The organism is Aminobacter aminovorans, assembly GCF_900445235.1.
In the GTDB taxonomy this organism is placed as follows: Bacteria; Pseudomonadota; Alphaproteobacteria; order Rhizobiales; family Rhizobiaceae; genus Aminobacter; species Aminobacter aminovorans.
On record NZ_UFSM01000003.1, the window covers coordinates 1 to 26908 of the forward strand.

Below are 26908 nucleotides of genomic sequence, written 5' to 3' on the forward strand. Positions count from 1 at the left end.
ACCGCAATCAGGCGCATGAGCGCCAGCAAGTCGCCCACCGGATCCTTGGCCCACATGCGGAGCACGCTTCGACGTCCTGCTATCACCTCTGGTTGCAGCTTCCCGAACCCTGGCGAATGGATTCGTTCTCGGCAACGGCCCTGCGCGAAGGAGTAAGGGTAATCACCGCCGATGCGTTCGCGGTGAAACGGGATCACGCGCCGCATGCAGTGAGGCTCTGCCTCGGAGCGGCACACTCCCTGCCACAGATCGCGCTCGGCTTGAACCGGCTGATGGGACTGCTCAACTCGCAGCCCAAGCCGCACATGGATCTGCAATCGATCGGCTATGTCTAGCCGGGCAAAGCCGTACGAGGGGTAGAATCCAAAGCCGCCTAAGCGCGAGCCCTTCGCAGGACGCGTCCGTTGTACACCGTACCCTCGGCCTGACCTTGCGCGCCCCGGCGAACCGCCACGCGATCGAGCTGCGGAAACTGGGGTTCCAGCTTTTCCCAGATCCAGCGCGCGACATTCTCGAGCGACGGCACGGACAGCCCCTCGATCTCGTTGAGATATTTGTGGTCGAGGGTCATCCGGACGACCTCTATCTGCTGCTCCAGCTCATAGAGATTGGCCGGCCAGCCAAAGACCGGGTCGGGGTCTCCGACGAGGTGGACGCTGACCTGGAACGAGTGACCGTGGAGGCCCGAGTAAGGCTGCAGCTGGTGTGCTGCCTCGAAGGTGAACTCCTTGTAAGTCTCGATCATTTTGCCGTCCTGCCCATCGTCATGCTCAACCTGGTGCCGGATATCTGCCACCGGCTTCCGAGCCGGTCAATTCGATCAAAACAAGAAACATCCGCTTGCTACTTGTTGATGCACGATATCGTGCTGATTATTGTGGCATATTCAACGTCGTTAATGTGTTTTTCAGTGACCTTTGGCATGGTCCGATGCAAACTGACGGTGCCGGGGAGTACGTGCTATGAATCATCTTGTGTCTTCAATCATCCGCGCAGTCGCAGTGGCGACGTCATTGGCACTTTTCGCGCTGACGTCGGCTCAGGCCGAAGACGGCAAACTGCAGGCACCCAAGGGCACCCCGATCCTGGTCATCGAAGGCAAGATCAGCGCCACAAATGGCAATGGTGTGGCTTCGTTTGACCGCGACATGCTCGAAGCGCTCGGCGTTACGTCGATCGAGACCACGACGCCGTGGTTTACGGGCATGGTCAAGTTCGAGGGCGTTCCGCTCCAGAAGATCATGGAGCTGGTGGGCGCCGACGGCAAGGAAGCCGTTGCAGTTGCCCTCAACGACTACAAGACGACGATCCCGACTGAGGATTTTGCGCTCCACAACGTTCTGTTGGCGCTCAAGCGCGACGGCCAGTACATGGAGGTCAGCGACAAGGGCCCGCTGTTCATCGTCTATCCCTATGACAGCAAGCCGGAGCTTCAGAGCCAGAAGTTCTATTCGCGCTCGGTTTGGCAGCTGGCCCGGTTGATCATCCGGTAGGGAAGATGTCATGGCCGCTTTGTTGGCGCCTGGATCCCGCCGTGCATTTGCATTCCATCTGCTCAAGGCACTGCTGATCGGCACCATTGCCGTCTTCGCTGTCGCAGCTGCCTATTTGTCCGTCGTCATCTTCGAACGTCAGGCATCTATCGGGAAGCTCTCGCGATACGACGTGGCGTGGAGTGCCAGCCAGGGCGTCAACGAATATCTGCGCCTCTACCAGCGGGTAGCCACGCTGGCTGCATCGCCAAACGATCAGCTCAAGGCCGACACGCAGCTTCGCTTTCAGATTCTGAAGAGCCGCCTCGGTGGCTTCAGCACCGGCCAGTTCGAGGAATTTGTCGCCGAGGCGCCCGAGCGAAAGGCAACAATAGCTCAGCTGTCCAAGTTCGTCGCGGACATGGACAGCGTCATCACTAGGGTCGACGCCCCGGGCCAGGCGCAATCCATACTGACATCGATGCGCGCGCTCGAGGCCGAATTGATCGGCCTCGCCTCGGAGGCCAACCAGTACAGCGCCGTGCAGGCGGCCAAGGTCGACGACGAGTTGTTGCGCCTCCACAGCGGCTTCTCCGCCGTGGCGATCGGCTTCTTCCTGTGCAGCCTTGCCTTCATCGCGCTTCTGGGGTGGCACAATCGGCTGCTGACGCAGACCTCCGACGCTCTCAATGCTGCAAATGACGACCTGCGCCGCACTTCCGATGACCTCGAAAGGGCGAACGCCGCGGTGCTTGGGGCCAACCACGCGCTTGCCACTCAGAACGGCCTGTTTGATGCCGCCCTGAGCAACATGTCCCAGGGCCTGTGCATGTTCGATGCCGACCAGCGGCTCATCGTCAGCAACAGCAAGTTCGCCGCCATGTACGGCCTCCCCGAAGGTAGCCTTGCGCCGGGGACTACGCCGAAGCAGATCATGCAAGCGTCGATCGATGCCGCAACGTCGACGCAGCATAGTGCCGAACTTGCCCATCGCTCCCAGCAACAGCTGATTGAAAAGGGCCAGCCCGGCGTCCTGCTGCAGAAGCTCGTCGACGGCCGCATTGTCTCGATCCTGCATCAGCCGATGGATTCAGGCGGCTGGGTTGCCACCTATGAGGACATTACCGAACGCCATCTCTCGGAAGAGCGCATCGCCCACATGGCGCGCCACGATCCTTTGACCGGGTTGCCAAACCGCCTAATGCTGCGCGAGCGCCTGGAGCAGGAGCTTGCGCATGGCCGCAGGCATCATCAGGACACTGCGGTCCTCTGCCTCGACCTGGACAACTTCAAGAACGTCAACGACACGCTCGGCCATCCCGTCGGCGACGCATTGCTGCGCGAGGTTGCCAACCGCGTTTCGGGCATGGTTCGTGAATATGACGTCGTTGCACGCCTCGGCGGTGACGAGTTCATCGTCATCCAGCCGGCGGTTGGACGCGAGGATGCGGCCCATGTGGCGCAGCGATTGATCGAAGCCCTCGAGGAACCGTACCATCTCGACGCCCACCATGTCGTCATCGGCGCAAGTATTGGAATTGCGCTTGCCTCGGATTGTGACGGGGTTGCCGACGACATGGTCAAGAATGCCGACCTGGCACTCTATCGCGCCAAGAGTGATGGCCGCGGCAGCTACCAGTTCTATGCGCCCGAGATGGACGACCGGCTGCAACGCCGGCGGATGCTCGAACTCGACCTCAGGGGCGCCGACTTCGACACGGAGTTCGAGCTCGTCTTCCAGCCAATCGTCAATCTCCAGAGCAAGCAAGTCGCCGTGGTTGAAGCGCTGTTGCGCTGGCCGGGCTGCCAGCGCGGTCAGATCCGGCCCGACGAATTTATCCCGATCGCCGAAAGCACAGGCCTGATCGTGCAACTCGGCGCCTGGGTGCTCGAAAAGGCCTGCCGGGAAGCCGTGAAATTGCCGGGCAACGTCAATGTTGCGGTCAATCTGTCGCCGGGACAGTTCAGGCGGGGAAACATCGTAGAAACCGTCGCCAACGTGCTGTCGCTGACGGGCCTTGCGCCCGAGCGCCTTGAACTTGAAATCACGGAATCGCTACTTTTGGGCGACAACAAGGAAACCTTGCTCGCCCTGAACAAGCTGCACGCGCTCGGCGTAAAGATTTCGCTCGACGATTTCGGGACGGGCTACTCGTCGCTCAGCTATCTCAGGAACTTTCCCGTCGACAAGGTCAAGATCGACCGTTCGTTCATCGCCGAGATCGCCGGCAACCGCGATCATTGCGCCATCGTCAGCGCAATCGTGAACCTTTCGCACGCGTTGGAGATGACCACCGTTGCCGAGGGTGTCGAAACCGAAGAGCAGCTGTTGATCGTCCGCGCCACCGGATGCGACGCCGTCCAGGGACACTTCTTCAGCCCTCCGATGGCGATTTCGCAACTCAGGCGGTATCTCGAAGATCAGCGTGCCAAGCTGACGCTGGCATAAGAAGTGCCAAGAGGACGTTGCCCTAGCGGGACTATGGCATCGTTTCGCTTATTCTCATCTGACAAAAACTACGATCATTTGCCTTCGCCGAGGAAAACGACAGCGCCCTGGTCGAGCACATGCTGGAGCCGGTCCAGAACATGACCGGAGCCTAGTTCACCGACTACGTAGAGGTGGTCGCCTTCGAAACGCACCGGCCAGTGCATGTTGCCGGCGCAATATCCGAGTTCGATCCCCGCGGCCGCATCGGCCGCCTTGAAGACCAGCCACCGTTCCGGCTCGGCGCGGACAACGATGGCGCGCTTGTCCTCCAGCAACAGCACCGCGCCGTCGACGAGCCGCTGCGTCCGCGGCAGGGCGATGGCGCAGAGCGTGCCGCGGTCGGTCCTTGCCGAAAGTCGCCGTCGCGCGATTTCGGCAGTGTCGAGCATGATGAACTCGACACGGCCTTCGTGGTCCAGCAGATGAAGCCGAGCGCTCAGCTGCTGGTCGGCCGCCAATCCGACGATGGAATTCAGCTTCAACATTCAAAGTCCCCTGGAGCGGTTGACCGCTGGGTCGCAAGGCAGTTCGCAGGCAGACGTACGGATCAGATCCCCAGATGGGTGTCGACCGTTTCCCTGTCGTAGAGCTGATCTGGAGAGATCTCGGCAACGAACGCGCCCTTCTGGATGATCAGCACACGGTCGGCCAGCTGGCGGATGAAGCGGATGTCCTGTTCGACAAGGATGATGCCCAGACCCAGTGTTACCTTCAGTTCGCCGAGCTTCTCGGCGATGAGATCGACGATCGACGGCTGGATGCCTTCGGTCGGTTCGTCGAGCAGTATCAGCTTCGGGCGCCCGGCAAGGCACCGGGCGAGCGCCAGGATCTGCTGCTGTCCACCAGACAGCCCTCGTCCGGGCCGATCGAGCAGATCCGTCAGCACCGGGAAATGGCCGAGCATCTCTGGGATCGCGCTTTCACCGCCACGCATGATCTCGCCCATCTTCAGGTTCTCCATGACGGAGAGCAGTGGGAAGATGTCGCGACCTTGCGGCACGTAGCCGATGCCGGCGCGGGCGCGCTCGGACGAGCTGGCAAAAGTGACGTCTCTGCCGTCAAACTCGATCCGCCCCTGCGTCGTCTTGATCTGGCCGACGAGCGTTCGCAGCAGCGTGGTCTTGCCCATGCCGTTGTGGCCGAGGATGCCGACGACCTCGCCAGGCTTCATGGCGAAATTGATACCGTGCAGGATCGGGATCCGGCCGTAGCCGGAGTGCAGGTTCTTGACCTCAATCATCTTCGGATTTCCCCAGATAGACTTCACGGACAAGCTCGTTGCCCTGAACCTTGTCCATCGTGTCCTCGATCAACACGCGCCCCTGGTGGAAAACGGTCACCGTCTGCGCGATCTGCTTGATGAACTGCATGTCGTGCTCGACCACGACGATGGCGGCCGACTTGTTGACCTCGCGAATGAGTTCGGCGGTCTTGTTGGTCTCATCCGCCGTCATTCCTGCTGCCGGCTCGTCGAGCAGGATCAGCTTGGGCTCGAGCGCAACCACCATGGCAAGCTCGACCCATTGACGCTGACCGTGGGCAAGTTCACCGACCAGCCTGCCCGTCAGCGAGGTCAGTCCCAGCCGCTCCATAACGTCCTTGCCCTTGGCGGCGGCGCGGGCCTTGCCATGTCGCGACCTGGCCGCAACGGAGATGTTTTCCGCCACCGTCAGGTTGTTGAACACATCGGGCACCTGATTCTTGATTCCGATGCCGAGCCGGCTGACCTGATGCGGCTGAGCGCGCGTGATGTCGATGCCATCGAACAAGATCTGGCCCGTCGTCGGCTTGAGCTGCGCCGTGAGCATCTTGAAGAAGGTGCTTTTGCCAGCCCCGTTTGGACCAATCAGGCAGCGCAACTCGCGCTGTCTCAGGTTGAAGTCGACGCTGGCGATGGCGACGACACCGCCGAAGCGCTTTTCGAGGCCCCGGGTCTCGAGGATGGAATCCGACGAGGTCATGGCACCCTCCTCTGCTCGACGAGCGGCGCGACGTAAGGACGGAACTTCAACCGGCGAAAGGCATCACTGACAGTCGGCACCACGCCTTTTGGCACCAGCAAGACGAAGCCGATCAGGATCGTGCCGAGCACCAGATTGGCATTGAGGAGCTGCTGGGCGCCCAGTTTCGTGGCGATCCACTGGATGGCAAAGCAGCCGACGATGGGGCCGAGCAGCGTGCCGGTGCCACCGACGATCACCCAGATGATCACCTGTGCCGACTGCGCCAGTCCGAAGACATCGGGGCTGATGAACATGCCCCAATTGGCAAACAGGCAGCCTGCCAGGCCGGCGATGGCGCCACCGATGGCAAAGGTCGCCAGCTTGTAGAACCGCGCGTCATAACCAAGCAGTTCGGCGCGGCGTTCGTTTTCGCGAATGGCAACGACGACCTGACCGAAGCGGCTCTTCAACATCAGCCGCAAGCCGACATAGACCGCCAGCAAGGTGAGGCCGGACAGGTAGAACAGGCCGTCAAAGGAGAGCGCGACGTCGGGCCTGCCGGGAAAATTCAGTGGCGGCACAGCCGGAATGCCATTGTAGCCGCCGAGGGGTGCTGTGCCGATGACATATTGGGAACCCGAGGTCGCGCCCATGACCTTGTAGAGGATCAGTGTCACCGTCAGCGTGATGACGCCGAAATAGACATCGGTGATACGCGCGTAGAACAGGAAATAGCCGAGCAACGCCGCAAACAGTCCGGGGACGACGATCGAGAGCAGCAGCGGGATGGTGCTGTCGCCGAAATTGATGACGGCAATGGCATAGGCATAGGCGCCGATGCCGAAGAATGCCGACTGGCCAAAGCACAGGATGCCGCCATAACCCCAGATCAACCCGAGGCTGAGCGCCAGGATCGCCATGATCACATAGGATGTCAGCTCGATCATCATGACCGGGTCAACGATCTGCGGCAGCGCTAGCAACAACAACAGCCCCAGCACCGTGGCGGCAACCAGCCCGCCGTTTCCTTGCCAATTCGCGGTCATGCCGCCCTCCTGAAGAAGCGCCCGGTGATGCCCTGCGGCATGAAGCGCAGCAACACGACGGCCGCGGCCAGCAGAGCCACTTCGCCGATAACCGGGGTAGAGAGATATGTGATGATCTGGTCTATCGCCCCGAACATGACGGAGGCCGACACCGTGCCCGCGAGGATTGCCGGGCCGCCGCCGATGACGGTGATGAATGCCTTGGCGACGTAAGCCGCGCCGATTGTCGGCACGATGCCGGTGATTGGCGCCATGACGCCGCCGGCAAGCCCGGCGAGCCCCGCGCCGACACCGAATGTGACGGCATAGACGCGCGACGGATTGACCCCCAGTGCGGCGGCCATGTCGGCATTCTGCATCGTGCTGCGTGCGATCAGCCCGTAGCGCGTGAAGCGGAAGACGGCCCAGATGGCCGCGAACACGGCGACTGCGATGACGATGATGATCAGCGAATAGGCGGCGATGCGGTAGTCGCCGATCAGCAGCGAGCCGGCCGGCGCCGAGATGCCTTCGGTGGTATTACCGAAGACCGTCGTCGCCAAACCGACAAGCAATAGGCTCAGCCCCCAGGTCGCAAGCATGGTGTCGCGCGGCCTGCCATAGAGGAAGCGGATGATCGTCCGCTCGATGACCACGCCGATCAGCCCGACGACGAGGGGACTGATCAACAGCGTGGCAACCCAGATGTTGATGCCCGCCTTGGTCGCAACAATCGCAGCATAGCCGCCGAGCATGAGGAATTCGCCATGCGCGAGGTTGATCACCCGCATCATGCCGAAAATGATGGCCAGTCCGACGCTGATCAGCGCCAGGCTGGCAACGGCTTTGAGAGCCTCAAAGGAAAGTACAACGAGCAGGTCCATATCGGGCACAGCCTCCTGGATCGCTGCGGGTCGTTCGCTCCAACGCGACCGAACGACCCGCAAGCTTTCGGGTCATTCAGACCTTGATGACGTACATCGAGTTGTCGTCAGGGTTCTTCTTGAGATCGCAGACGCCCGAAGTGTCGAGCGGCTGCTGCTGCGAAAAGCTCTCCAGAATGTTGATCTTGCGGTCCTGGATCTGGCCGATGTTGATGTCCATGACACAGTGATGCGTCTGCGGATCGATCGAGAACTTGCCGCTGGGGAGGTCGAGACTGATACCGGATTCGAGCGCTTCGATCACCGGCATGCGCTCCGCGGTCCCGGCCCGCTTCACCCCTTCCGCCCACAGATAGACCGACTGGTAGGTCGCCATCGCCAGTTCGGTCACATAGGGGTAGTCGGCTCCGAACCGCTTGTGGAAGCGATCGAGAAAGGCCTTGTTGGCCGGCGTGTCGAGCGCCTCGAAATAGTTGAAGCACAACAGGATGCCGTTGGTTTCCTCCGGCGACAGCACCATCTGCTCGCCGCCGATGGTCATCGTCGTCGATGCCATCGGGATCTGCTTGTTCATGCCCGCGGCAGCCCACTGGCGGTAGAACGACTGGTGCGCGCCGCCGACAAGGACGAGATAGAGGAAGTCCGGCTTGGCTTCCTGGATCTTCTGGATCGTCGATCCGAAGTTGGTGACGTCGAGTGGGAAGAAGTCCTCGCCTACGATCTGGCCGCCATTTTCCGTGCAGTATTTCCGGGTCCAGGCCGCGGTGATCTGGCCATAATTGTAGTCGGCAGCCAGCGTGTAGATTTTCTTGCCCCATTTGTTCATCGCATAGGGCACGTGCTTGGACTGCTTCTGCGCCGGCGTGATGCCGGTGCAGAAGATGTTGCGGTCGCAGACCCCGCCCTCATATTGGGTGTTGTAGAAGTAGAGCGTGTTGAGGCGCCGAAGCACCGGCCGCATCACCTCACGCGAGGCGGACGTGATGCCGCCGAACACGGCGGACACCTTGTCCTTCAAGGCTGCCTGCTGGGAATATTGCGGATAGAGCCGCATGTCGGTCTGGGTGTCGTAGGTGATCAGGCTGATCTGCTTGCCCAGGAGCCCGCCTGCCTGGTTGATCTCCTCGACGGCGAAGGTGATGGCGTCCTGCATCGGCTTGCCGGCGGCATCGAGGCCACCTGAGAGATCGAGCAGGCTGGCGATCCTGATCGTATCCTCTTGCGCGAAAGCGCGGCCACCGATGCTGGCCAGGCCGAGGCCCGCCGCGGCACCAGCGCCGGATTTGAGAAGTGTGCGGCGATTGAGGTGTGAATTCATTATCATTTTTGTTCCCCTGTTTTCCGCGGCCGACGCCAATGCGCCGGCCGACTAGGTTCATGCTTGAAAATCACATCGCGAACGTCCGCCTCGTCAGGCGCCGAGCAACTCCCGCCAGGCTTCATCGAGGAACTTCACGTCCGCCTGCCTGAGGCCGGACCCGCCGGCGAAATGCCCATGGCTCGAGCGGAACGGACGCAGTTCGGCGTTCGGCATATGCTCGACCTCGAACGCGCTGTCTTCGGGGGGGAAGTAGAGGTCGCAGTCGCCCGGCATGACGATCGCCCTGGCCTTGATGGCGCCAAGCGCCTTGCGGAAATCGCCGTTGTAGAGCTCATTGTCGCTGATGTCGCCGGACTGCCAGGTGCGGATCATGGCGACCATGTTGTTGGCGTCGCGCAGGTTGAACCATTGCTCCCAATAGCCGACGATGAAGTCTTCGACGGAGGCGTAACCGAGCTCGAGATACTCTTCCTTGCGGAAGAACTCCTGCGAGAAACCCCAGCCGGCATAGACACGGCCCATGGCGCGCAGGCCTTTGAAGGGCTGCTCGTCATACCAGCCTTCCTTGAAGGCATCGTCAGCCGTCAGCGCTGCTTTCACGCCCTCAAGCATCACGTGGTTATGCTTTGCCGTCTTCGCCGAGCCGGCAGTCGGGCAGATCGTCTCGACCATTTCAGGATAGAGTGCCGCCCAATGGAAGGTCTGTGCGGCGGCCATCGACCAGCCGGTGACCATCTTGATTTTGGTGATGCCGAACTTCTCGGTCAGCAGGCGATGCTGCGCCTTGATGTTGTCGTAGTAGGTGACATGGGGGAAGCGTGCCTTGTTGTAGGGCGCCGGCGTATTGCTCGGCGATGACGACAGACCGTTGCCGAAGACGTTGGGAATGACGATGAAATATTTGCTCGGGTCGAGCGCGCCGCCTTCCCGGATGACCCACTGGTTGTCGTAGTGGGTCGAGGCCATGTAAGTCAGCAGGACGATGACGTTGCTCTTGTCGGCGTTCAGCCTGCCGAACGTCTTGTATGCGAGCTTCGCGTTGGGAAGGGTCATCCCTTTCTGGAGCTTCAGATCTCCAAGATTAAAGACTTCATAGTCGACTTCCTTGTCTATTTTCCACTGCGCCATAGCTACCTCCTGCTTTCGGCAATAATTCAGGGTTCAGCCACCCGGTTCAGGATGGCTGCTTTGATAGTTCCGATCAGGCAATAAGTATTCGTTCTGACCATTTATGGTCAGTTGCAGTCTTCCTCGAATTTTCTGGCGTAATTCTCCAGCGGGATCCGCAATCGGCAGAAAAACGCAAAAACCCCGCGCACTCAGAAACCTGAGTTTGCGCGAGGTCTATCTAGATCCTCTATGAAACACGGCGCTTTTGCCGCGGAAACTGGCTCGCTTGGAGCCTTCGGAGGCCATCAGGCCTCACGAACACTTGAATATTATTCCATCAATCCGTAGGCGTCAACCAGCGCCGCAGAAATTGCCGCAACTGACATCTGCTTGGTCATGGCTTGCCGTCGCAGGTAGTCATAGGCTTCGTTGGCACGCAGCTTCTTCTGCGACATCAGGATGAGCTTTGCCTGCTCGATCTGACGTGACGCATGCAGTGTCTCTTCAAGTTTCGCCACCTTGTTCAGCAACCGTCGCTCATAGCTGAATATATTGCGCGCCAGCGCGAGGTTGGACAGGATCGCGGCTGGCTGGCACGGCTTGACCAGCACTGCCTGGGCGTTGGAAAGCCTGAGCACGTCGACCGGCACGCCTTTGTCCCCGTCGACCAGTGCAATGACGGGCACCGGTGGCGCCCCGGAAAGCCACGGCGCCGCCGCAAGCACCGCGGCATCGATTGCCACCAGCGCGAAGTCGAAACCGATCGGCGGCAGCATCGGCGCAGGCCAGGCCATCTCGACGCGACATCCAACCCGCCTGATCTCGTGCAGGACGGCGTCGCCCTCGCCGCCGCGCGGATGAACAAGCAGCACAGTCGACTGACGCAATTCCGCCTGCACGCCGCCCGATCCGCGCGTGGCCCGTGGCTGCGCAGCACTTGCACGTTGCGAGCCGTCGGCACCAGCTCCGTGGAGACCGCGAGATGGACCGCTCATGACCGAACCTCGTATGCTGAGCTCTCAGGCAAGTCGGCCACCCTCATGTGACCAGAAACGGATCGGGCCGCAGCGCCACCATCGATTCCCGCAATATGTCGAACCGGCCGTGATCATCCGCCTTGCCGATACGCGTCCAGAGCTCGGCGTGGCTGTTCTTGTAGTCGATGCCGATCCGTCCCTGAGGCGCTGCGATCTCCCGGCCGAGTACCGCCGGGCGCAAGGTGTCGGTGTCCATGCTGTTGGTTTCGGCAACGGCCTGGGCAAAGAGGTGAACCTGGAAATACGCCGCCTCGGCGCACATGTTGGTCGATTGATCCTGGCCGAAGCGCTGCTTGAAGAGACGAACGAAGCGGTCGTTCTCTTCATTATCGACGCTCTCGAAATAGGTCGCAGCGGTGATATGCCCGGCCCCGACATCCGTCCCCATCAGCCGCAACTCCGCCTCGCAGGTGTTCAGGCTGCCGATAGGCATGTTGTCGGGGCTGAAGCCGGCGTCGGTGTAGGCCTGATAGAAATGGGAGATCGCCTGACCGACGACGGTCGAAAAGATGACGTCGGGCTTGTTGTTGCGAAGGTCGCGGATGATCGGACGAAAGTCGTTCGGGCTGGCACCGAAGCTCAGATACTCCTCGCCAACGATCGTGCCGCCCTGGCCGCACACGAGATCGCGAACGATCCGGTTGGTACGCCGCGGATAACAATAATCGGTGCCGAGCAGGTAGAACCGGTTGCCGTGGGTCGTGAGCAGGTAGTTTATCAGCTCGATGGTGTTCTGGTTGGGCGACGACCCGGTGTAGATGATGTTGGGCGAGAATTCGAAGCCCTCATAACGCGTCGGGTACCACAGCAATGCGTTGACCCGCTCCACCAGCGGCAGCACGGCCTTGCGGCTTGTCGAGGTGTAGCAGCCGAAGATCGTGGTAACGCGATCCTCGATCAGAAGTTTCCGCGCATAGTGGGAATAGAGTTCGGTGCTGGATGTCGGATCATAGATGATCGGCACGATCTCGCGGCCATTTATGCCGCCCGCCGCGTTGATCTCGGCGATGCCCAGCATCGTGCCCTTGAGCTGCGTCTCCTCGATCGCGCCGGTGTCTCCGGATTGCGAGAAGAGGACGCCAACGCGCCAGGGCTCACCCGTCGAGCCCATGCTCAACTGCCGTCCATGGCAAGGTAAAATGCGAACATCCGATCCTCCGCCTTCCATGCCCCTCGTCGGCCGGTTTCCAAGCCATGGCCCGGGGCAACTTATGACGCTGCTGCCGATAGCCACCCCTACGAGGAATTAGTTATTCCTAACATACAAGCATTGGGAGACCAATCGAAAATGGGATGAAGTGCCTGATGGTGCCATCAGGCACGCAGCCATTTGATCGCCTACCAACCGGCGATTTCAGCAATGCTCACCGCGGCCACGTTCCAGCATTGCCGCCTTCGCCCAAATGGCAGAACCCTGCCGTATCTTCGAGCGCAGGACATGCGCCGGCATCAGCAGATGCGCGTCGTTCACCAGGTTCAAGACACCAGGCGGCCAGGCGCCGGGTCGCCAAGACTGTTCATCTGGTCAACGCTAGAGCCAGGAGGCCGGCGTCTTTGGCAGGCGCTGATCAGGGTCTATGACCTTGAGCGACGGCTGGCCGGGCCCGTTCCAATGCCACAGGGCAACGCAGCTGCCGCCGGGCGACATGAAGGAGGGGTAGACGACACCATCGAAACCTTCGACAAGCAGGCGCTGCCGCAGCAGATGGGTTTGCGGTACCCTGCCCTCATCGAGATCGGCGCGCCACTCGCATCTGTGAATGCCGGCGTCGACGCCGAGTTCTTGCAAAATCGCGGCATCAGTCAGGTCGGCCAGCCTGGCGTCCGACAGCTCGAGTTGGGCGATCAACGCCGGATGCTGGACAAAACCCTGGTTGTATTCAGCCCATGCGGTCGACAGCTCGCAGGCCGCATACAACGTCACTGCGCCGACCGGGTTCCAGCGTCCGCCAAAGCGCGCCGCACCCTCGCCCGACAGCGGCATATGCGCCCAGCGCGGCACGAAGGCCCGCCACAACGTTCGCTGCTGTTGCAGGCCGGCTTCAGGCATAGACGCCGGAGCGCACCGCCTCCAGATAGGCCAGAACCTTGTCCGCCTTTCCTTCGCCGACCAGGTCATAGGCGGTCTTGCCGGCCCAGCCCGGGATCGGCTGATGCTTGAACCAGATCGCGGCGCGGCTCTCGTCGCCGGCCATTTCGGCGGCCATCGCCAGGATGCGGACGACTGGGCTGAGCGCCTGATCGACCTTGCGCGCGCCAGAGCGCGCGGTCAGTGTGTTGCGGGCCACGCCAACGAGCCGAGCAAGGTCAGCCTGTGTCACACCCAGCAGTTCCGACACGCGGCGAGCCGAGAGAAACTGCGACCTGGCCTCGCCGAAATGGGCCGCCGACATTCCAAAACTCTGAGCTGCCATGACACGCTCCTGACTTGTTTTGACAACCATGAGCTCAATATGTGCTCACAATGCGCTCAATTCAAGCTCAAACTCTGCTTCTTGATGGCATGCACTCTGCCGATCCCTATGCAGTTCGCACCACGAGAAAGGCGGGCTAATCGGAGTCCTCGCCGGTTCCAGCGCGTGCCAATCCCAGGGATACATTCCCTGCAAGCAGCTGTTCCTTGCTGAGCAGCCCGGCATCTTCGAGCGCTTCGAAGTCGGGCAAGTCGCGCAGCGTATCGAGGCCGAATTGGGACAGGAACGTCTTGGTGGTGACATAGGTGTAGGGCGCGCCCGGCGTCGGACTGCGCGGCCCCGAAGCAATGAAGTCCTGCGACCTCAGCACGCCGATCAAGTCGCGGCTGACCTCCTTGCCGAAAAAGGCCGTCAGTTCGCCGCGGGTAATCGGCTGGAAATAGGCAATGCACATCAGCACCAGCACTTCCGATTGTGACAGCGGGCGCGCCATATCAACCTGGCCGGTCGCCGCGCGAATGGCATCGGCAAACGCCTTCTTGGTGCGATGCTGCCAGCCGCCGGCGACCGAAACCAGCTCATAGGGTCGACCGGCGAGCTCAGCCCGGATGTCGTCGATGATCAGGTCGAGATTGCAGTCCTTGCCGACGACCCGAACCAGCATCTCGCGCGGCACCGGTGCGCTCGCGGCAAAGATCACCGCCTCCACCCGGCCCATCCATTCGCGCCAGCGAAGTTCCGGCGGCAGATGTTCGAGCTCGGTGTCGAGCAAGGCCGGCTGATCGTTTTGCATTCGGCGCGCGGATGTTTCGGTCATCGCTACAAGCCGTACAGCCGGAAGGAAGTGCGCCCGGAGAGTTCGCGCACCGCCTCGAACGTCTGTAGTCGCTCGAACAGACGCCGAGCCGCAAATCGCGACAGATTGCGCGTGGTTAGCGAGCTGGGGACGGCATCGTCGTCAAGCAATCGCCGGATTGCCTCGCCTGCACCTTTCGCCCGCAGCTTCGGCGTTGCTGCCGCCAGCCGGTCGGCGCGCCGTGCGATGTCGAGCGCCAGCCTCAGGCCGTCGCCGGCACCGCATGCAAAGGCAACATACACCGCCCGTTCAAATGCTGCCTCCCCGGGCCGGATGCGCCTGCCGCGCCCGTCTCCAGAACGGAAGGCCGGCGAAAACAGTTGCGCGGCCAGAAGCGGCACGGGGAGGGACCAGCGCAGCTTTCGCGCCAACACGAGATCGGCAAGCCACCATGCCAAAAGTTCGGCGTCACCCCGACCGGCAACGACATGACTGGCGATTGCGGCTGCAGCAAGCGGCGCCGGCTTGTCGCTTGCTGCCAGTTCCTCGATGGTTTCGGCAAGTCTGTCGTAGCTATCGTCGGGGCGCAGGCCGAGCCACTCGCAGACCTGCTCCAGTCCTCCAGCGTCTATCGCCGGCGGACGCGAGGCCAGGTAGCGCCATGCTCCCAGAATGCTGCCTGCGGGTCCAGGATCTCCGCCTGCGGGTCGCAGATACCAGGCGTCGCGCAGCGCCGCCTCTTCCTCGGAGCGTCCGGCGAGCCGGACGGCAGCGACAGCACATTTGAGCGCCAACCTCTGGCGCCAGCTGCCGACCCACACCGGCTCCGAGCGCACCAGGCCGTCGAGGGAACCCAGGGCCGCACCTGCATAGAATGCCGCGTCCACATCATTGGCCACCGGTCCGTCGGGCTGTGCCCACACAGGCAGGCGCGGCAGCGCAGGCGGGACGGCAGGTGGTTGGCTGGCGCGAATCATGTGCCATGAGAGTAGTCGAGCGGTGCGCTTGCTGCCACGGTTGCAGGCCAAAAGCGCACAGGCATTTTGCCCCTCAAAAGAAATGGTCAGCGACGCGTACCTGCCGTCGCACATTGCGGCCGGCCGCGCTCTCTTCGAAGCTGCTTCCCGAACCATCTCGTCGACATGTCTAGCCAGACGCTGTCTGGCCAGACCGCCACAAGATGACCGCCTGAGATCTCACGAAACTGGCGCAGGGGAGCTTGGTAATCTAGAGCGCGGATCGGGCTTTTCCGCTCGTCGGCGGCCGACATGCCCCTTTCGTTGCGGCGATCAGGGTCGGGAGCCGGCACCGCCGAAACGGGACGCAATGACGTCGTCACATAGCTAGGTCGATGATCGACTGGCGACGACAAGCGCATCGACGGCCACGGCCCGGTCCGGCAGGACGATAACCGGATTCAGGTCGAGCTCGGCAATCGCCGAACCGGCGACAAGCCCCAGCTCCGCCAGCTTGCAAACCAAATCGACAAGGGCCTCCTTGTCCGAGGGTTCCGCGCCACGAGCGCCATCGAGCAACGGGGACAGCCTCAGGCTGGCGATCATGTCGCGGATATCGTCCTTGTCGACAGGCAACGGTCGCGTAGCCGCATCCTTCAGGATTTCGGCATAGATGCCCCCGGCACCGACGGTAATGGTTGGGCCAAGATCGGGATCCTGCGTCAGTCCGACGATCATCTCGACGCCGGCGCCGATCAGTTCCTGCATCATCACGCCCTCGATCCGAGCAGCAGGAAAATGGATCTTCGCCTTAGCCATCAGGCTCTCGTATGCGCTTGCGGCAGTCACAGCGTCACCGATGTCGAGCAGCACCAAACCCGCATCCGACTTATGGGCGATGTCGGGCGAAGCCAGCTTCATGACGACGCGTCCTCCCCAGGCCGCGAACGCTTCTGCTGCCTCGGCGGACGAGGTGACCAGGCGCTCGCCGGCACGACAGATGCCTGAGCCGTCCAGCAGTGCGGCGACCTGTCCGCTATCGAGAATTCCATCCTGCTTCAGCGCGCCTTGCTGGCTGGCCGACAATGGTGCTGCATCCCAGGAGCGGCTGCGGAATGCCGCCTTCGCGGCCTCGTAATCAGCGCGCGCGCGCATGGCGCGGAAGCATTTGCGGAATGAGCGGAAGATCGGCACGCCTGATTTGACCAGGTCGCGATAGCCGGGACTGTCGGTCAGCACCGACCCCCACACCGCGACCAAGGGCTTGGGCGAACGTGGTGCGAAAGCCAGAACGTCGGCGGCAAAGCTGTCGGACAGCAGGCCAAGGGCCGCCGTCAGCCCGACCACGATGACGTCGACGTTTGCGTCGGCGGCGATGGCTTCAAGCACCTCGATACGCTGCTGCTGCGGGGCAGCGATGACAAAGCCGCCGCCATTGTCGATCGGATTGGAGACGGTGACGTAGTTGGGCAGGTAAGTGTAGAGCTTTTCGATCGTCGCCGGCGACAGATCGGGAAAGCTCACGCCATAGCTGTCGGCCAGCTCGGCCATCAGCGTCGTCGAGCCTCCCGAAACCGAGTAGAGCGCACAGTTTGGGCCGGTGCCCGCCGGCAGCTTGGCGAGCAGGTTGGCCGTCTCGAGCAACTCGTCGAGATCGCGGACCCGGATCACCCCATACTGCCGGAACAAGCCGTTGATGACCGCATCCGCTCCTGCGAGGTGGCCGGTATGCGATGCGGCCATGCGCGCACCACGCTCGGTCGATCCCATCTTGAGCATGACCACTGGCTTCATCATTGCATTGGCAGCCTCAAGCGCCAGCCTGAGCTTGGCGATCGACTTGAAGCCTTCGACATAGGCTGCAATGACCGACGTCTGTGGATCGTGGGCAAAGTAGTTGATGAAGTCGGCAACCTCGAGATCGACCTCGTTGCCCACCGTCACCCAACGCCGGAAGGCAGCGCCCATGGCGATGCCCTCGACGATGGGCCTGCCGTTGAAGCCGCTCTGGGTTACCAGCCCGACAAGGCCGCCGCGATGATGCTCCGGCACGGGAAACTGCTCGAATGTATTGTCGTTGGTGTTCGGCCCAATGACACGCACGCCATGCTCACGCGCCGCCTCGGCGACCTTGGCCTCGAGCGCGGCACCCTCGGCACCCACTTCTGAAAAACCGGAGCTGAAGACGATGACATCGCGCACGCCGCGACGACCGCAATCGGCGATCACCTGCGGAACGATCGCCGGCGCCACCTTGACCACGGCGAGGTCGATATAATCAGGTACCTCCGCCATCGACGTGAAGACAGGCACACCACCAGCCTCACCGCCGCGCGGATTGACGTAGCAAAACCGCACGTCATCGCCGAAGCGGCGAAACCAGCTATGCGCTTGCGGCGATGCGTCGACACGGCCGACATAGGCAATGCCGCTCTTCTTGCGAAACATGCGCTGGAGATCGACCAGGCTGCGGTCGAGTTCTTCGCGGGCGTGCAGGATTGCCTGTGGGATGGTCTGCATGATCTCGGGTCTTTCGGTTTCTCGGATTTCCGGGCGATTGGCCTAGGCCAAATGGCCGAATTCAGCTTCTCGGTAAGGTGCCATGCTGGAGGCGAAACGCTCTGTGCCGGCCCGCCGGCGCAAGGAGAGGAGAGCGCCATGCGAACCGCAGCCAACACGGCGAGACAGGCGGAGTTGGGATTCGAGGAGCCCAACGAATTGCTGCGGGGCGTCACCAATGACCGCTCTGGCGGCGTGGTGAAATCCAGCCTGCGCGTGCTTTCCGTGCTCGAATACTTCCAGGCCAATGCGCGGCCGGCGCGTACGACCGAGATCAGCCGCGCGCTTGCCATTCCCAACTCCAGCGCCGACGACATTCTGAAGACGCTGGTGCGCACCGGCTACCTCGCCTTCGACCCGCGCCAGAAGGTTTACCTGCCCTCCTACAGGATCGTCACTCTGGCCCGGCGCATCGAAGGTTCCTTCTTCGGCGGCACGGCAGTCTCCGACCTGATGGACGAAGTTCATCGCCGCACCGGCCTGACGGTATGGCTGTGCATGCAGAATGACCGCTGGGTCCAGTGCTCGGCGATCATCGCCGGCTCTGACTTTCACGCCGGCGTCCATGTCGAAGGCTTCACCGACTACGACTGGTCGACGGCGGCTGGCATGGCGCTTTTGTCGGGCAAGCCGCAGGAGGTGGTGGTGGAGATTGCCAAGCGCATGTTTCGCACCGAACCTCCGGCAAGGCGCGTCGCCAGTGTGGCCACGTTGCTCGACAAGGTCAGATCGGTTCGCAAACAAGGCTATGCCACCTCCCGCGGCTTCTCGGCGGAAGGGGCTACCGCTGTCGCGGCATCCTTCCAGTCGAAGTTCATGCGTGTTCCCGTCGCCGTCGGGCTTGTCAGTGCCGATCCCGAGGAAAGTCCCGCCACAGCGGCCTTGGGATCCGCTCTCCGGCAGATAGCTGCCCGGCATCAACGCCTCGCGGAATTGCACCGGGCCAATGACGACTTGCCTATTTCGCCGGAATGGGAATGCCCGCTGCAGCAATGAAGCCCTGGTCGACGACACGGTCTTCCGGCATCAACTCGCTGTAGGACAGCACTTCCGGAATGAGCGCGTAGGTCTTCTGCAGGCGCGCGGCGAGATCTGCCGGCATGTAGAGATTGGGATCGAAGGTCAGCGATACGCCCTTCTTCAGCGTCTCTTCGGGCAGTTGCAATTCCTCGAGCATGATCTTCATGATCTCGGGGTTGTCGTGGTAGTTCCCCTGCAGATAGGTGCGCGTCGTGCGCACCAGTGCCCGCATCACCGCCTCGCCCACGTCGCGCCGCTCCTTGAGCAGGCGCGGACCGAAGCTCCAAGAGCCTGCGGACATCTCAGGCCCCTGGACGAAGGCCAAAGACACTTTGGATTCGTCGGCCTTCTGCCAGATGGAATCGATCAGGTAGCCAAAATTGACGGCACCGTTTTCCAGAGCCACGAGAATGTCGGCCGAAGCCATGGTCTGGAATTTCACGTCCTTGAGCGACAGGCCGACCTTTTCCAGCTCTGTCTGCAGGAAGTAGGAGGCCGTCGAGCCGAGGCCGATGGCACTGGCGACCGTCTGATCCTTGAACAGGTCGACGGTGAATTTGCGGCCGTTGAGAAAGACGTTATTGGCCCAGATGCCTTGCTTCGAGGCCGGCGACTGGACGAAGAGCGGCGCCACGACACGAATGTCGGCGCCACTGGCAATGGCGTTGAAGATGGCCGCGCTCGGCTGGCCGCCAAGCACGTCCGCGCGCCCCGTGGACAGGAGCACGATGCCGTCGCTCGACTTGGCGAAGGTGTATTCGATGTCGATGTTTTCCTTGTCGAACTCCCCCATCCGGTCGGCAAGCAGCATCGGTATGTATGCCTCGACCTTGGCGGTCATGGCGACGATCACCTTCTCACGCTGCGGCAGTGGCTTCGGCGCGTCGGAGCCCTCGGCACGGGCGCCGAAGCTTACCCCGACCACGGCGGCGGCGAGTGCCAGTTTCTTCCATAGAGATTTCATTGCTTCCTCCCTTGTTGCTTGTTTTCGCCGCCGGTCCTCCACCGGTCGGCAACCTCCTGGAGCGCCGTGCGTCCGAACGGAACGCAAAAGGACGCTCTGATCCATTGCCCCTGCACATCGTGCTCTCCGGAAACCGTTCCGGTTTCGGACCGATGCGCCTGTCAGCCAGCGTCGTAGACCAGCTTCCAGCTCGACCCGGCGAGTTGCCTTATGCGCGGACCACCAAACTGGAATGCCGGCTCGCCCGGCGGCTCGGCGAATGAGATGACCGCGGTATCAGGGGCCGGCGGCAGCGCCGCCCAGATCCGTCTGCCCGCCGTGTCTATGTCTAGGCGATTGGGAATGTTGCGCTTGAGGCTCGCCACGCGCGGATAGAGTTCAGGATCGACTTCGGATGCCGCGCGCAGGGCCGGCGTGTCGACGCCGCCCGGCCGTACCGCCACCACCCATGGCCCGGCTCCGCCGCGGCTTTCGCGTTCGCGTGCGACGACTTCGACCCAGTGTTCGATCGCCACCTTTGACGCGCAGTAGGTCGCCAGACCTTCGAGCGCTGCCACTGCGGCGCCGGAAGAGAGCATCACCAGCCCTGCCTCATAGCCGGGACGACAAGCGTCGAGAAACGCTTCAGCAAGCACGAAGGGTGCAGCGAGATTGGCAAGGACGCCCTTCTCGTAGGTCTCCGAGGAGACCTTGCCGACCACGCCGATCGCTTCGGAATAATATGCGTTGTGAATGAATATGGCGCGCTTGCCGCGAAAGGCAGCCAGCTCCCGGATGAAATGTCCACGGACGCGATCCCATGAAGCGGGGTCTGTCAGATCAAAGGTGACGCTCTCATAGTCGGGGTGCTTGCGACGCGACAGATTGATGATGCGGGCGTTCTTGAACGGAACGTTGCGAGCAAGCCCAAGGCCCACACCCTGCGTAGCGCCGCTGATCCAGACAATGGTATCGTGCATCAATAGCCCCCTCTCAGTTGCGCAACACGACAGCACAGGTCGGGCCCAGATCGCTCGAGCTCACGAAGCAGCAGTCGGCTTGCTCGACCTGACCGCTCGAGGTTCCGCGCATCTGCTTCACCCCTTCGGTGATCATATTGAAACCATGCAGATAGACCTCCGAGAGGCTGCCGCCGCCGGTGTTTACCGGCAGGCGTCCACCGAGCGCGACGCCCCCATCCTCTGTGAAGGCAGCGCCTTCACCTCGCCCACAGAAGCCGTAGCCTTCGAGGGTGAAGAACACCTCCGGCGTGAAGGCGTCGTAGAACTGCGCCACCTTCATGTCGGCAGCACGGAAGTCGCTCTGTCGCCACAGGGACTTCGCGCAGGTCGCAGCCTGCGAGCACATCGGATCGGCAGTGAAGTAGTTGGCAAGGATGGCGCTGCCGCCATCGAACCCCTGGGCTGCGGCGTGGACGTAGACGGGCCTGTTGCGGCAATCCCTGGCGCGGTCCGCTGCTGTGACGACGAAGGCGATCGCGCCGTCCGTCTCAAGGCAGCAATCGAACAGGCATAACGGCTCGCTGATCCAGCGCGCTGCGAAATAGTCTTCGCGGCTCATCGGCTTGGCATGCATGAAGGCCTTGGGATTGCGGTTGGCATGGCTTCTGAACGCCAATGCGACATTGGCGAGATGATCGCGGGTGGCGCCGAATTCGTGCATATAGCGGGTGTACATCACACCGACCTCGTCGACAGGCCGGATGATGCCCCAGGGCCTCAGCCAAGTGTCGCGGCTGCCCTGAATGCGCTGCTCCAGTTGCGCCCAGACACGGCTTGCACGGCCGCTCCGCTTGCGCGAGCGCCAGCCGACGACCACCTTGGCCTGGCCGGTGGCAATCGCCATGGCCGCATGGCCGACAGTACCGCAGCCGCCATGACCACCCGCGGGCATCTGCGAATAATAGGTCACCTCCTTCATGCCGAGGTCACGCGCGATGTCGTGCTGGAAGACGTTCTCCATGTTGAGCGAGCAGAGGCCGTCGACCTCCGACGGCGAGATGCCGGCGTCGTCGAGCGCCGCCTTGATCGCCATGCAGGCAAGCTGCTCCTCGCTTTGCACCATCGCCTTGCCAAAGGCGGTCTCGCCGATGCCGACAATCGCAGTCCGGTCCTTGAGGGAGATCGTATCGCTCATGGCTTCAGGCTCTCGGAAGCGCGCGGCATCCAGCGCGGCAGGGTGATGTCGTCGGAGACGGCGGCAAAGGTGACGTCGACCGGCATGCCGATGCGGATTGCCGAAGCTGGTACGCTGTCGATGGCAGCGTCGGGTGCCGCAACCAGGCTGCCGACCATGCGGATATGCGGATGTTCTTCGAATTCGACGACGATCATTGGATACGGCACCACATCCTGAAAACCGGGCAGCGTCGGACCATGCGCAACACCGTACGACCAGACAGAACCTCGACCGGACGTTTCGGTCCATTCCGTCTCGGCATGGGCGCAGGCGGCGCAGAACGGATGTGGTGGAAACTGACAATGGCCGCAGGCCTTGCAACGCTGGACGACGAGGCGCCTTTCGCGGGCCGCATCCCAGAAGCCCGCCGTGTCGGGATCGTCAGCATAGGGCAAAGGGATGGCTGTCATGGTCTTGTCTCTGTCGGAATGCGGGGAACCGGCAATTCAATCGCCTCGAGCACTGGATCGTCGGCGCGCGCGACCTGGACGTCGACCTGCCGGGCGCAACCGGGACAATAGAAATGGCGGATGCGGAAGCGTTCGCTGCCGGGATAGCGGTCGGTGATGGCTGATCGCTCGCCGGCGACGGCTTCATGGACGGCAAGGGATGCGTAGATGTCCGCGCCAACGCGGCAGATACTATAGCCGCAGACGGCGCATACGACCTGCTCGCCACCGGAGACTGCGACGGCCCGGAAATGGCTGGACAGGCGACGTCCGCTGACCGGACCTTCAATCGTGCGCGGATCGCGACCGCCGAGCCGAGCCTTGAGCCGTACTTTTCGCTCGGCCTCCGACGCGTCACGGTCGATCTCTACCTGGTCGCCGTCGAGACGCAGGACCACGCCAAAGTCACGCAATGCATTGCCCAGACTGACGAGGCCATCGAGCACATCCATGGCAACCGCAGCCGGATCGCGTTCGAGCGGATCGCCAAAGCCGCCGCCCCCTTGCGACGACGTGACCAACATCTGACCCGGGTAGAGCCTGGTTGCAGCATCCGGCAGCCGAAAATCAGTGGCATCCGCAAGCTCCGGCCAGCCTTTTGAAACGGCCACTGGCACGTCACAACTCATGATGGCGAAGCCGCTGGGAAAACCGGGTTCACCGCCGATTGCGCCCATGGTCGCGGGATGCTGCAAGCCTTGCGCCATGGACAGCAGTGCGATCGATTGAGCGGTCTGATGCGGTCGATAGGCATGCATCGCGCCGACGCCACCGCGTCGCTTGCCCGGTCCGCCGGAATCGGCCAGCTCGCGGCGCGTCAGATACAGTACCGGATAGTATGCTTCGTTGGTCTCGATGTTCGAGGGCGTTGCGCCGGGCGACGTCGCGGTGCCGGAGGTATCGCTTCCGTCCGCATTGCTGGTGGCACCGCCCCCGCCGCTCAACTCGTCCAGAAACAGCGTGGTGAATGGGGCGCCATCGAGCCGGTGGCCCGAAATCGACATGCCACCCGCGCCCGAGGACTGCGACGATGCCATGGCCATGTGCGCATGAGCTGCCGAACCGTCCAGCAGGCGCGCGAGGCAACCACTGACGCAGTTGCGGATCGCTTGTGCCGAGGTGCCTGTGCTCATCGCCACGCCGGCCGGCCACTCGGCATCGACGATCGAAGCCTTTCGAGTATGTATGTCGATGGTTCGCCATATGGCGCCGGGCATCCAGGGCAGGCCCTGGCAGATGTGGACGAGCACCGCCGCCATGGTGAAGTTGGCCAGCGTCGGATAGGTGGAGTTGACCGCGCCAGGAGCCTGGTCGTCGCTGGCGGTGAAGTCGAAGCTGAGCTTGTCGCCTGCCTTGGCCATGGCGAGGCGGACGGCGTAGACCTGGTTCGGCAAATAGTCGGCGCCGCTACGCTGCTCATGCTGAATGAACGAGTTCTCGCGCCAAATGCCATCTGGCAGCTCAATGAGGCGGCGACGAAAGGCAGCCTCCGTGGAAGCGAGCAGCCTGTCCATCGCGTGGACGAGACCATCGGTGCCATAGGCGGCGCAGAGTTCCAGCACCTGACGTTCGGATGCGCGATTGGCCGCGATCTGGCCAAGCAAATCGAGCGCGTTGAGTTCGGGTGTTCGGGTGCGGGCAAGGTAGTCACGCTCGATGTCGCGGCGGATGCTGCCTGCCTCGACGATCTTGACCGGCGGGATCGGAATCGCTTCGTCGAAGATCGAGCGGGCTGCATAGTTGAAGCCGCCGCTGACCGGCCCGCCGACATCCGGCTCGTGCACCGTCGACCCCGCCCAGGCAATCAGCCTGTCGCCGTGAAAGATCGGCGCCACCAGCGTGACATCGGGCTGGTGCAGCGTCCCGAGATAGGGATCGTTGGTAAGAAACTGGTCGCCGCGACCAATGCCCGGGTTTTCGCCATAGCGATCGAGAATGTCGCGAACGATAAGGTTGAGCGATGTCGACTGCACCAGAATGAACTTGCTGCACGAGATCACGGTGCCGTTGGCCGTCATGATCGCGGTGTTGAAATCACTCGCCTCGGAGGCGATCTGCGAACCGGAGACACGGACCAGCGTCTCCCCTGCATCCGCATTGATGGCTTCAAGTCGGTGGCGGATGATTTCGAGCTCGATCGGACCGATTGTCATGCGAATTCCTCGATGCTCGGCGACGGCGCGCGCTTATGCACCACAGCCACTGTCATGGTGAGGTTGCCGTCCGCGTCGGTCGTCGCCGTCTGGCCAGGATAGATCACTGCCGTTGTCTGGTCGGATTCGATGAAGGCAGGTCCAGATATCACGACGCCCACGCCAAGCTCGGCCCACAAGAAGACCGGCGTCTCCTGCTCACGACCCCCGAACCAGGCCCGCCGTTGCCGGCTGGGCCGGAGCGCGCCGCGCATCCCCGTCGGAGCGCTGTCGGGCATGACGATCGGCATGCGCGCTTCAACGACGACGGCCGCAAGTTCGATCGTGCTTTTTGCATGGGCCGAACCCCGACCAACGATCTGCTCGTAGCGGGACCGGAACGCGGCCTCGGCAGCGGCAATCTCGGCTCTACCAAGCCGCGGCGATGGCACTTCGATGTCGATCCGGTGCAGCTGGCGAGAAAATTTCAGACCGATCTTGCGCCGTATCTCGACGGCACCTGCCAGGCTCGCCTCCGCCAGCCCCTCGAATTCGCCTCGGGCGCGCTGCTCGAGCCGGGCGAAGGCGTCGATCTCGCCATCACGGAAGTCCTGCAGCGGCCGGGCGGGCAGCTCGATTTCATAGGAGGTCCGCATGTCGCTGGAGGCCGCCCCCCAGGCGGAGAACTCCGGCGCCAGACGCGGTATGACGATTGCCTTCACACCGATCTCGGCGGCATAGCGCCCGACATGCTGAGGCGCCGCCCCTCCATAGGCATAAAGCACGAAGTTGCGAGGATCGTGGCCGCGTTGCACGCTGGCACGGCGGACGAGATCGGCCATCTGTGCATTGGCGACGCGCAAGATCCCCTCGGCCGCCTCTTCGATTTCAAGGCCGAGCTTGCCGGCAAGCGGTGCAAGCGCCGACCGCGCAGCGTCGCGATCCAGGGTGAGCGCCCCACCGAGGTGATCGAGATGGCCAAGAACGACAGCGGCATCCGTCACTGTAGGCTGCGTGCCGCCACGGCCATAGCAAGCCGGGCCGGGCATTGAACCGGCGCTTTGCGGTCCGACCCGCAACACACCGAGTTCCGGATCGGCATAGGCAATGCTGCCTCCACCCGTCCCGATAGAGGCCAGGTCTATGACGGGAACGGCCAAGCTATGCCGGTCGATGCGTGGTCGGGAAGCGGTCGGCAGGGCACCACCGACGACGAGGCCGACATCGAAGCTTGTGCCGCCGACATCGGTGGCGAGCACATCGGCATGCCCAAGCCGCGCGCCGATCTGGCGGGCGGCCATGATGCCGCCGACGGGCCCGGACTGAAGCAGGTGAACCGGGGCGTCGCGCAACGAGCTCGCCCGTCGGACACCGCCGCCCATGGTCACGATCAGAAACAGGCCCGAAAATCCCTCATCGCGCAACGCCTGGTCGAGCGAGGTCAGGTAGTCGCGGACAAGCGGCGCGACATAGGCATTCATGGCAACGGTCGCGGTGCGCTCATATTCGCCGATGCGCGGCGCAAGCTCGCTCGACAGCGTCACATGCAGGCCAGGTGCCTCCTCGGCAACCAGTTCGGCTAGGCGGTGCTCATGACTGCCATTGACCGGCGACCACATCAGCGCAATGCCGATCGCCTCGGCACCGCGCGCGACCAGTTGGCGGATCGACTGACGGGCCTGCTCTTCATCCAGCGGCACGATGATGTTGCCGTCGACGTCGATGCGTTCGCGCACACCGATGATGCGGCGGCGGGGTACGAGCAGATCCGGCTTGCGCCATTTGAGCGCATTGATGCTGTCCTCGTCGGGCAGGCCGTGCACCTTGTTGGAGCGCGCCATGGGCAGTGTCGCCTCAAAACCTGAGGTCACAAGCAGGCCAACCTTGGCGCCGGCGTTGGTCAGCAGGGCATTGAGGCCGACGGTGGTGCCGTGCGACAGGATGTCGGTCGCCTCGAGGATTTCGCGCAGACTCTTGCCAAGCGAGCGGGAGGCGACAGCAAGCGAGGCGATCACGCCTTCCATCAGGCGGCCGTGCGTCGTCAGTGCCTTGCCGACCCCGATCCTGCCGTCGCCGGTAAGAATGACCGTATCGGTAAAGGTGCCGCCAGTGTCGATGCCGACGATCTGCATATGCAAACTCGCAAATCATTCTTCA

At 62.5% G+C, this 26908-nt stretch carries 24 protein-coding genes and 1 pseudogene; 4 read left to right on the plus strand and 21 right to left on the minus strand.

Annotation, left to right across the window (positions count from 1 at the left end):
* A pseudogene (locus tag DY201_RS29215) lies at nucleotides 1-335 on the plus strand (hypothetical protein); the annotation flags it as partial.
* A 38-nt stretch (nucleotides 336-373) separates the two neighbouring features.
* Here DY201_RS29215 and DY201_RS26570 read toward each other — a convergent pair.
* Nucleotides 374-745, minus strand: coding sequence for a 6-pyruvoyl trahydropterin synthase family protein (locus tag DY201_RS26570; RefSeq protein WP_165916115.1), 372 nt, complete (start codon nucleotides 743-745; stop codon nucleotides 374-376).
* Nucleotides 746-962: 217 nt separating this feature from the next.
* On the opposite strand from DY201_RS26570, the gene DY201_RS26575 reads away from it, so the two are divergent.
* Together DY201_RS26575 and DY201_RS26580 are read left to right on the plus strand one after the other, a co-directional pair.
* Nucleotides 963-1493, plus strand: a complete 531-nt coding sequence (locus DY201_RS26575; RefSeq protein WP_115734342.1) for a putative pterin-binding protein — start codon at nucleotides 963-965, stop codon at nucleotides 1491-1493.
* A 10-nt stretch (nucleotides 1494-1503) separates the two neighbouring features.
* Nucleotides 1504-3921: a putative bifunctional diguanylate cyclase/phosphodiesterase gene (locus DY201_RS26580; RefSeq protein WP_115734343.1), complete on the plus strand. Its 2418-nt coding sequence runs from the start codon at nucleotides 1504-1506 to the stop codon at nucleotides 3919-3921.
* 74 nt (nucleotides 3922-3995) lie between these two features.
* Here the strand turns inward: DY201_RS26580 and DY201_RS26585 are convergent, their stop codons facing one another.
* The 14 genes from DY201_RS26585 to DY201_RS26650 all read right to left on the minus strand — a co-directional run bounded on the left by DY201_RS26585 (nucleotide 3996) and on the right by DY201_RS26650 (nucleotide 17969).
* Complete coding sequence (locus DY201_RS26585) at nucleotides 3996-4448, minus strand: urease accessory protein UreE (protein WP_115734344.1); 453 nt, start codon at nucleotides 4446-4448, stop codon at nucleotides 3996-3998.
* A gap of 62 nt (nucleotides 4449-4510) precedes the next feature.
* Nucleotides 4511-5203, minus strand: coding sequence for an ABC transporter ATP-binding protein (locus DY201_RS26590; RefSeq protein WP_115734345.1), 693 nt, complete (start codon nucleotides 5201-5203; stop codon nucleotides 4511-4513).
* Complete coding sequence (locus DY201_RS26595) at nucleotides 5196-5924, minus strand: ABC transporter ATP-binding protein (protein WP_115734346.1); 729 nt, start codon at nucleotides 5922-5924, stop codon at nucleotides 5196-5198. Before DY201_RS26595 ends, DY201_RS26590 begins: the two co-directional genes overlap by 8 nt.
* Nucleotides 5921-6952, minus strand: a complete 1032-nt coding sequence (locus tag DY201_RS26600) for a branched-chain amino acid ABC transporter permease (RefSeq protein ID WP_115734347.1) — start codon at nucleotides 6950-6952, stop codon at nucleotides 5921-5923. The genes DY201_RS26595 and DY201_RS26600 overlap by 4 nt, the downstream gene beginning before the upstream one ends.
* Complete coding sequence (locus tag DY201_RS26605) at nucleotides 6949-7815, minus strand: branched-chain amino acid ABC transporter permease (RefSeq protein ID WP_115734348.1); 867 nt, start codon at nucleotides 7813-7815, stop codon at nucleotides 6949-6951. Before DY201_RS26605 ends, DY201_RS26600 begins: the two co-directional genes overlap by 4 nt.
* A gap of 76 nt (nucleotides 7816-7891) precedes the next feature.
* The gene (locus DY201_RS26610; protein WP_207904371.1) at nucleotides 7892-9139 is read right to left on the minus strand and encodes an urea ABC transporter substrate-binding protein; all 1248 of its coding nucleotides are present in this window, start codon (nucleotides 9137-9139) and stop codon (nucleotides 7892-7894) included.
* An 87-nt stretch (nucleotides 9140-9226) separates the two neighbouring features.
* Complete coding sequence (locus tag DY201_RS26615) at nucleotides 9227-10264, minus strand: alpha/beta fold hydrolase (RefSeq protein WP_115734350.1); 1038 nt, start codon at nucleotides 10262-10264, stop codon at nucleotides 9227-9229.
* 311 nt (nucleotides 10265-10575) lie between these two features.
* Nucleotides 10576-11241, minus strand: coding sequence for an ANTAR domain-containing response regulator (locus DY201_RS26620; protein WP_115734351.1), 666 nt, complete (start codon nucleotides 11239-11241; stop codon nucleotides 10576-10578).
* Nucleotides 11242-11284: 43 nt separating this feature from the next.
* Nucleotides 11285-12394: a transporter substrate-binding domain-containing protein gene (locus tag DY201_RS26625; RefSeq protein ID WP_115734352.1), complete on the minus strand. Its 1110-nt coding sequence runs from the start codon at nucleotides 12392-12394 to the stop codon at nucleotides 11285-11287.
* A gap of 420 nt (nucleotides 12395-12814) precedes the next feature.
* A complete protein-coding gene (locus DY201_RS26630) occupies nucleotides 12815-13333 on the minus strand; it encodes an RES family NAD+ phosphorylase (RefSeq protein ID WP_115734353.1) in 519 nt (172 codons plus the stop codon).
* On the minus strand, nucleotides 13326-13697 hold the full coding sequence (locus tag DY201_RS26635; RefSeq protein WP_115734518.1) for an antitoxin Xre/MbcA/ParS toxin-binding domain-containing protein: 372 nt from the start codon (nucleotides 13695-13697) through the stop codon (nucleotides 13326-13328). Before DY201_RS26635 ends, DY201_RS26630 begins: the two co-directional genes overlap by 8 nt.
* A 136-nt stretch (nucleotides 13698-13833) precedes the next feature.
* Nucleotides 13834-14514, minus strand: a complete 681-nt coding sequence (gene scpB / locus DY201_RS26640) for an SMC-Scp complex subunit ScpB (protein ID WP_115734354.1) — start codon at nucleotides 14512-14514, stop codon at nucleotides 13834-13836.
* 2 nt (nucleotides 14515-14516) lie between these two features.
* Entirely contained in the window at nucleotides 14517-15470 is a 954-nt protein-coding gene (locus tag DY201_RS26645; RefSeq protein WP_115734355.1) for a DUF1403 family protein, read from the minus strand.
* A gap of 366 nt (nucleotides 15471-15836) precedes the next feature.
* Nucleotides 15837-17969 carry an acetate--CoA ligase family protein gene (locus tag DY201_RS26650; protein ID WP_115734356.1) on the minus strand — a complete coding sequence of 711 codons (2133 nt, stop codon included), beginning with the start codon at nucleotides 17967-17969 and terminating at the stop codon, nucleotides 15837-15839.
* Between the two features lie 138 nt (nucleotides 17970-18107).
* Between DY201_RS26650 and DY201_RS28845 the strand changes: the two genes are divergently transcribed.
* Nucleotides 18108-19004: an IclR family transcriptional regulator gene (locus DY201_RS28845; RefSeq protein ID WP_165916114.1), complete on the plus strand. Its 897-nt coding sequence runs from the start codon at nucleotides 18108-18110 to the stop codon at nucleotides 19002-19004.
* On the opposite strand, the gene DY201_RS26665 is transcribed toward DY201_RS28845, so the two are convergent.
* The 6 genes from DY201_RS26665 to DY201_RS26690 all read right to left on the minus strand — a co-directional run bounded on the left by DY201_RS26665 (nucleotide 18967) and on the right by DY201_RS26690 (nucleotide 26883).
* Entirely contained in the window at nucleotides 18967-19992 is a 1026-nt protein-coding gene (locus DY201_RS26665) for an ABC transporter substrate-binding protein (RefSeq protein ID WP_165916113.1), read from the minus strand. The genes DY201_RS28845 and DY201_RS26665 overlap by 38 nt on opposite strands.
* 161 nt (nucleotides 19993-20153) lie before the next feature.
* The gene (locus DY201_RS26670; protein WP_115734358.1) at nucleotides 20154-20951 is read right to left on the minus strand and encodes an SDR family NAD(P)-dependent oxidoreductase; all 798 of its coding nucleotides are present in this window, start codon (nucleotides 20949-20951) and stop codon (nucleotides 20154-20156) included.
* A 13-nt stretch (nucleotides 20952-20964) separates the two neighbouring features.
* The gene (locus tag DY201_RS26675) at nucleotides 20965-22128 is read right to left on the minus strand and encodes a thiolase C-terminal domain-containing protein (protein ID WP_115734359.1); all 1164 of its coding nucleotides are present in this window, start codon (nucleotides 22126-22128) and stop codon (nucleotides 20965-20967) included.
* Nucleotides 22125-22580, minus strand: a complete 456-nt coding sequence (locus DY201_RS26680; protein WP_115734360.1) for a Zn-ribbon domain-containing OB-fold protein — start codon at nucleotides 22578-22580, stop codon at nucleotides 22125-22127. The genes DY201_RS26675 and DY201_RS26680 overlap by 4 nt, the downstream gene beginning before the upstream one ends.
* Nucleotides 22577-24772, minus strand: coding sequence for a hydantoinase B/oxoprolinase family protein (locus DY201_RS26685; RefSeq protein WP_115734361.1), 2196 nt, complete (start codon nucleotides 24770-24772; stop codon nucleotides 22577-22579). Before DY201_RS26685 ends, DY201_RS26680 begins: the two co-directional genes overlap by 4 nt.
* Nucleotides 24769-26883, minus strand: a complete 2115-nt coding sequence (locus DY201_RS26690; protein ID WP_115734362.1) for a hydantoinase/oxoprolinase family protein — start codon at nucleotides 26881-26883, stop codon at nucleotides 24769-24771. Before DY201_RS26690 ends, DY201_RS26685 begins: the two co-directional genes overlap by 4 nt.
* Between the last annotated feature and the right edge of the window lie 25 nt (nucleotides 26884-26908).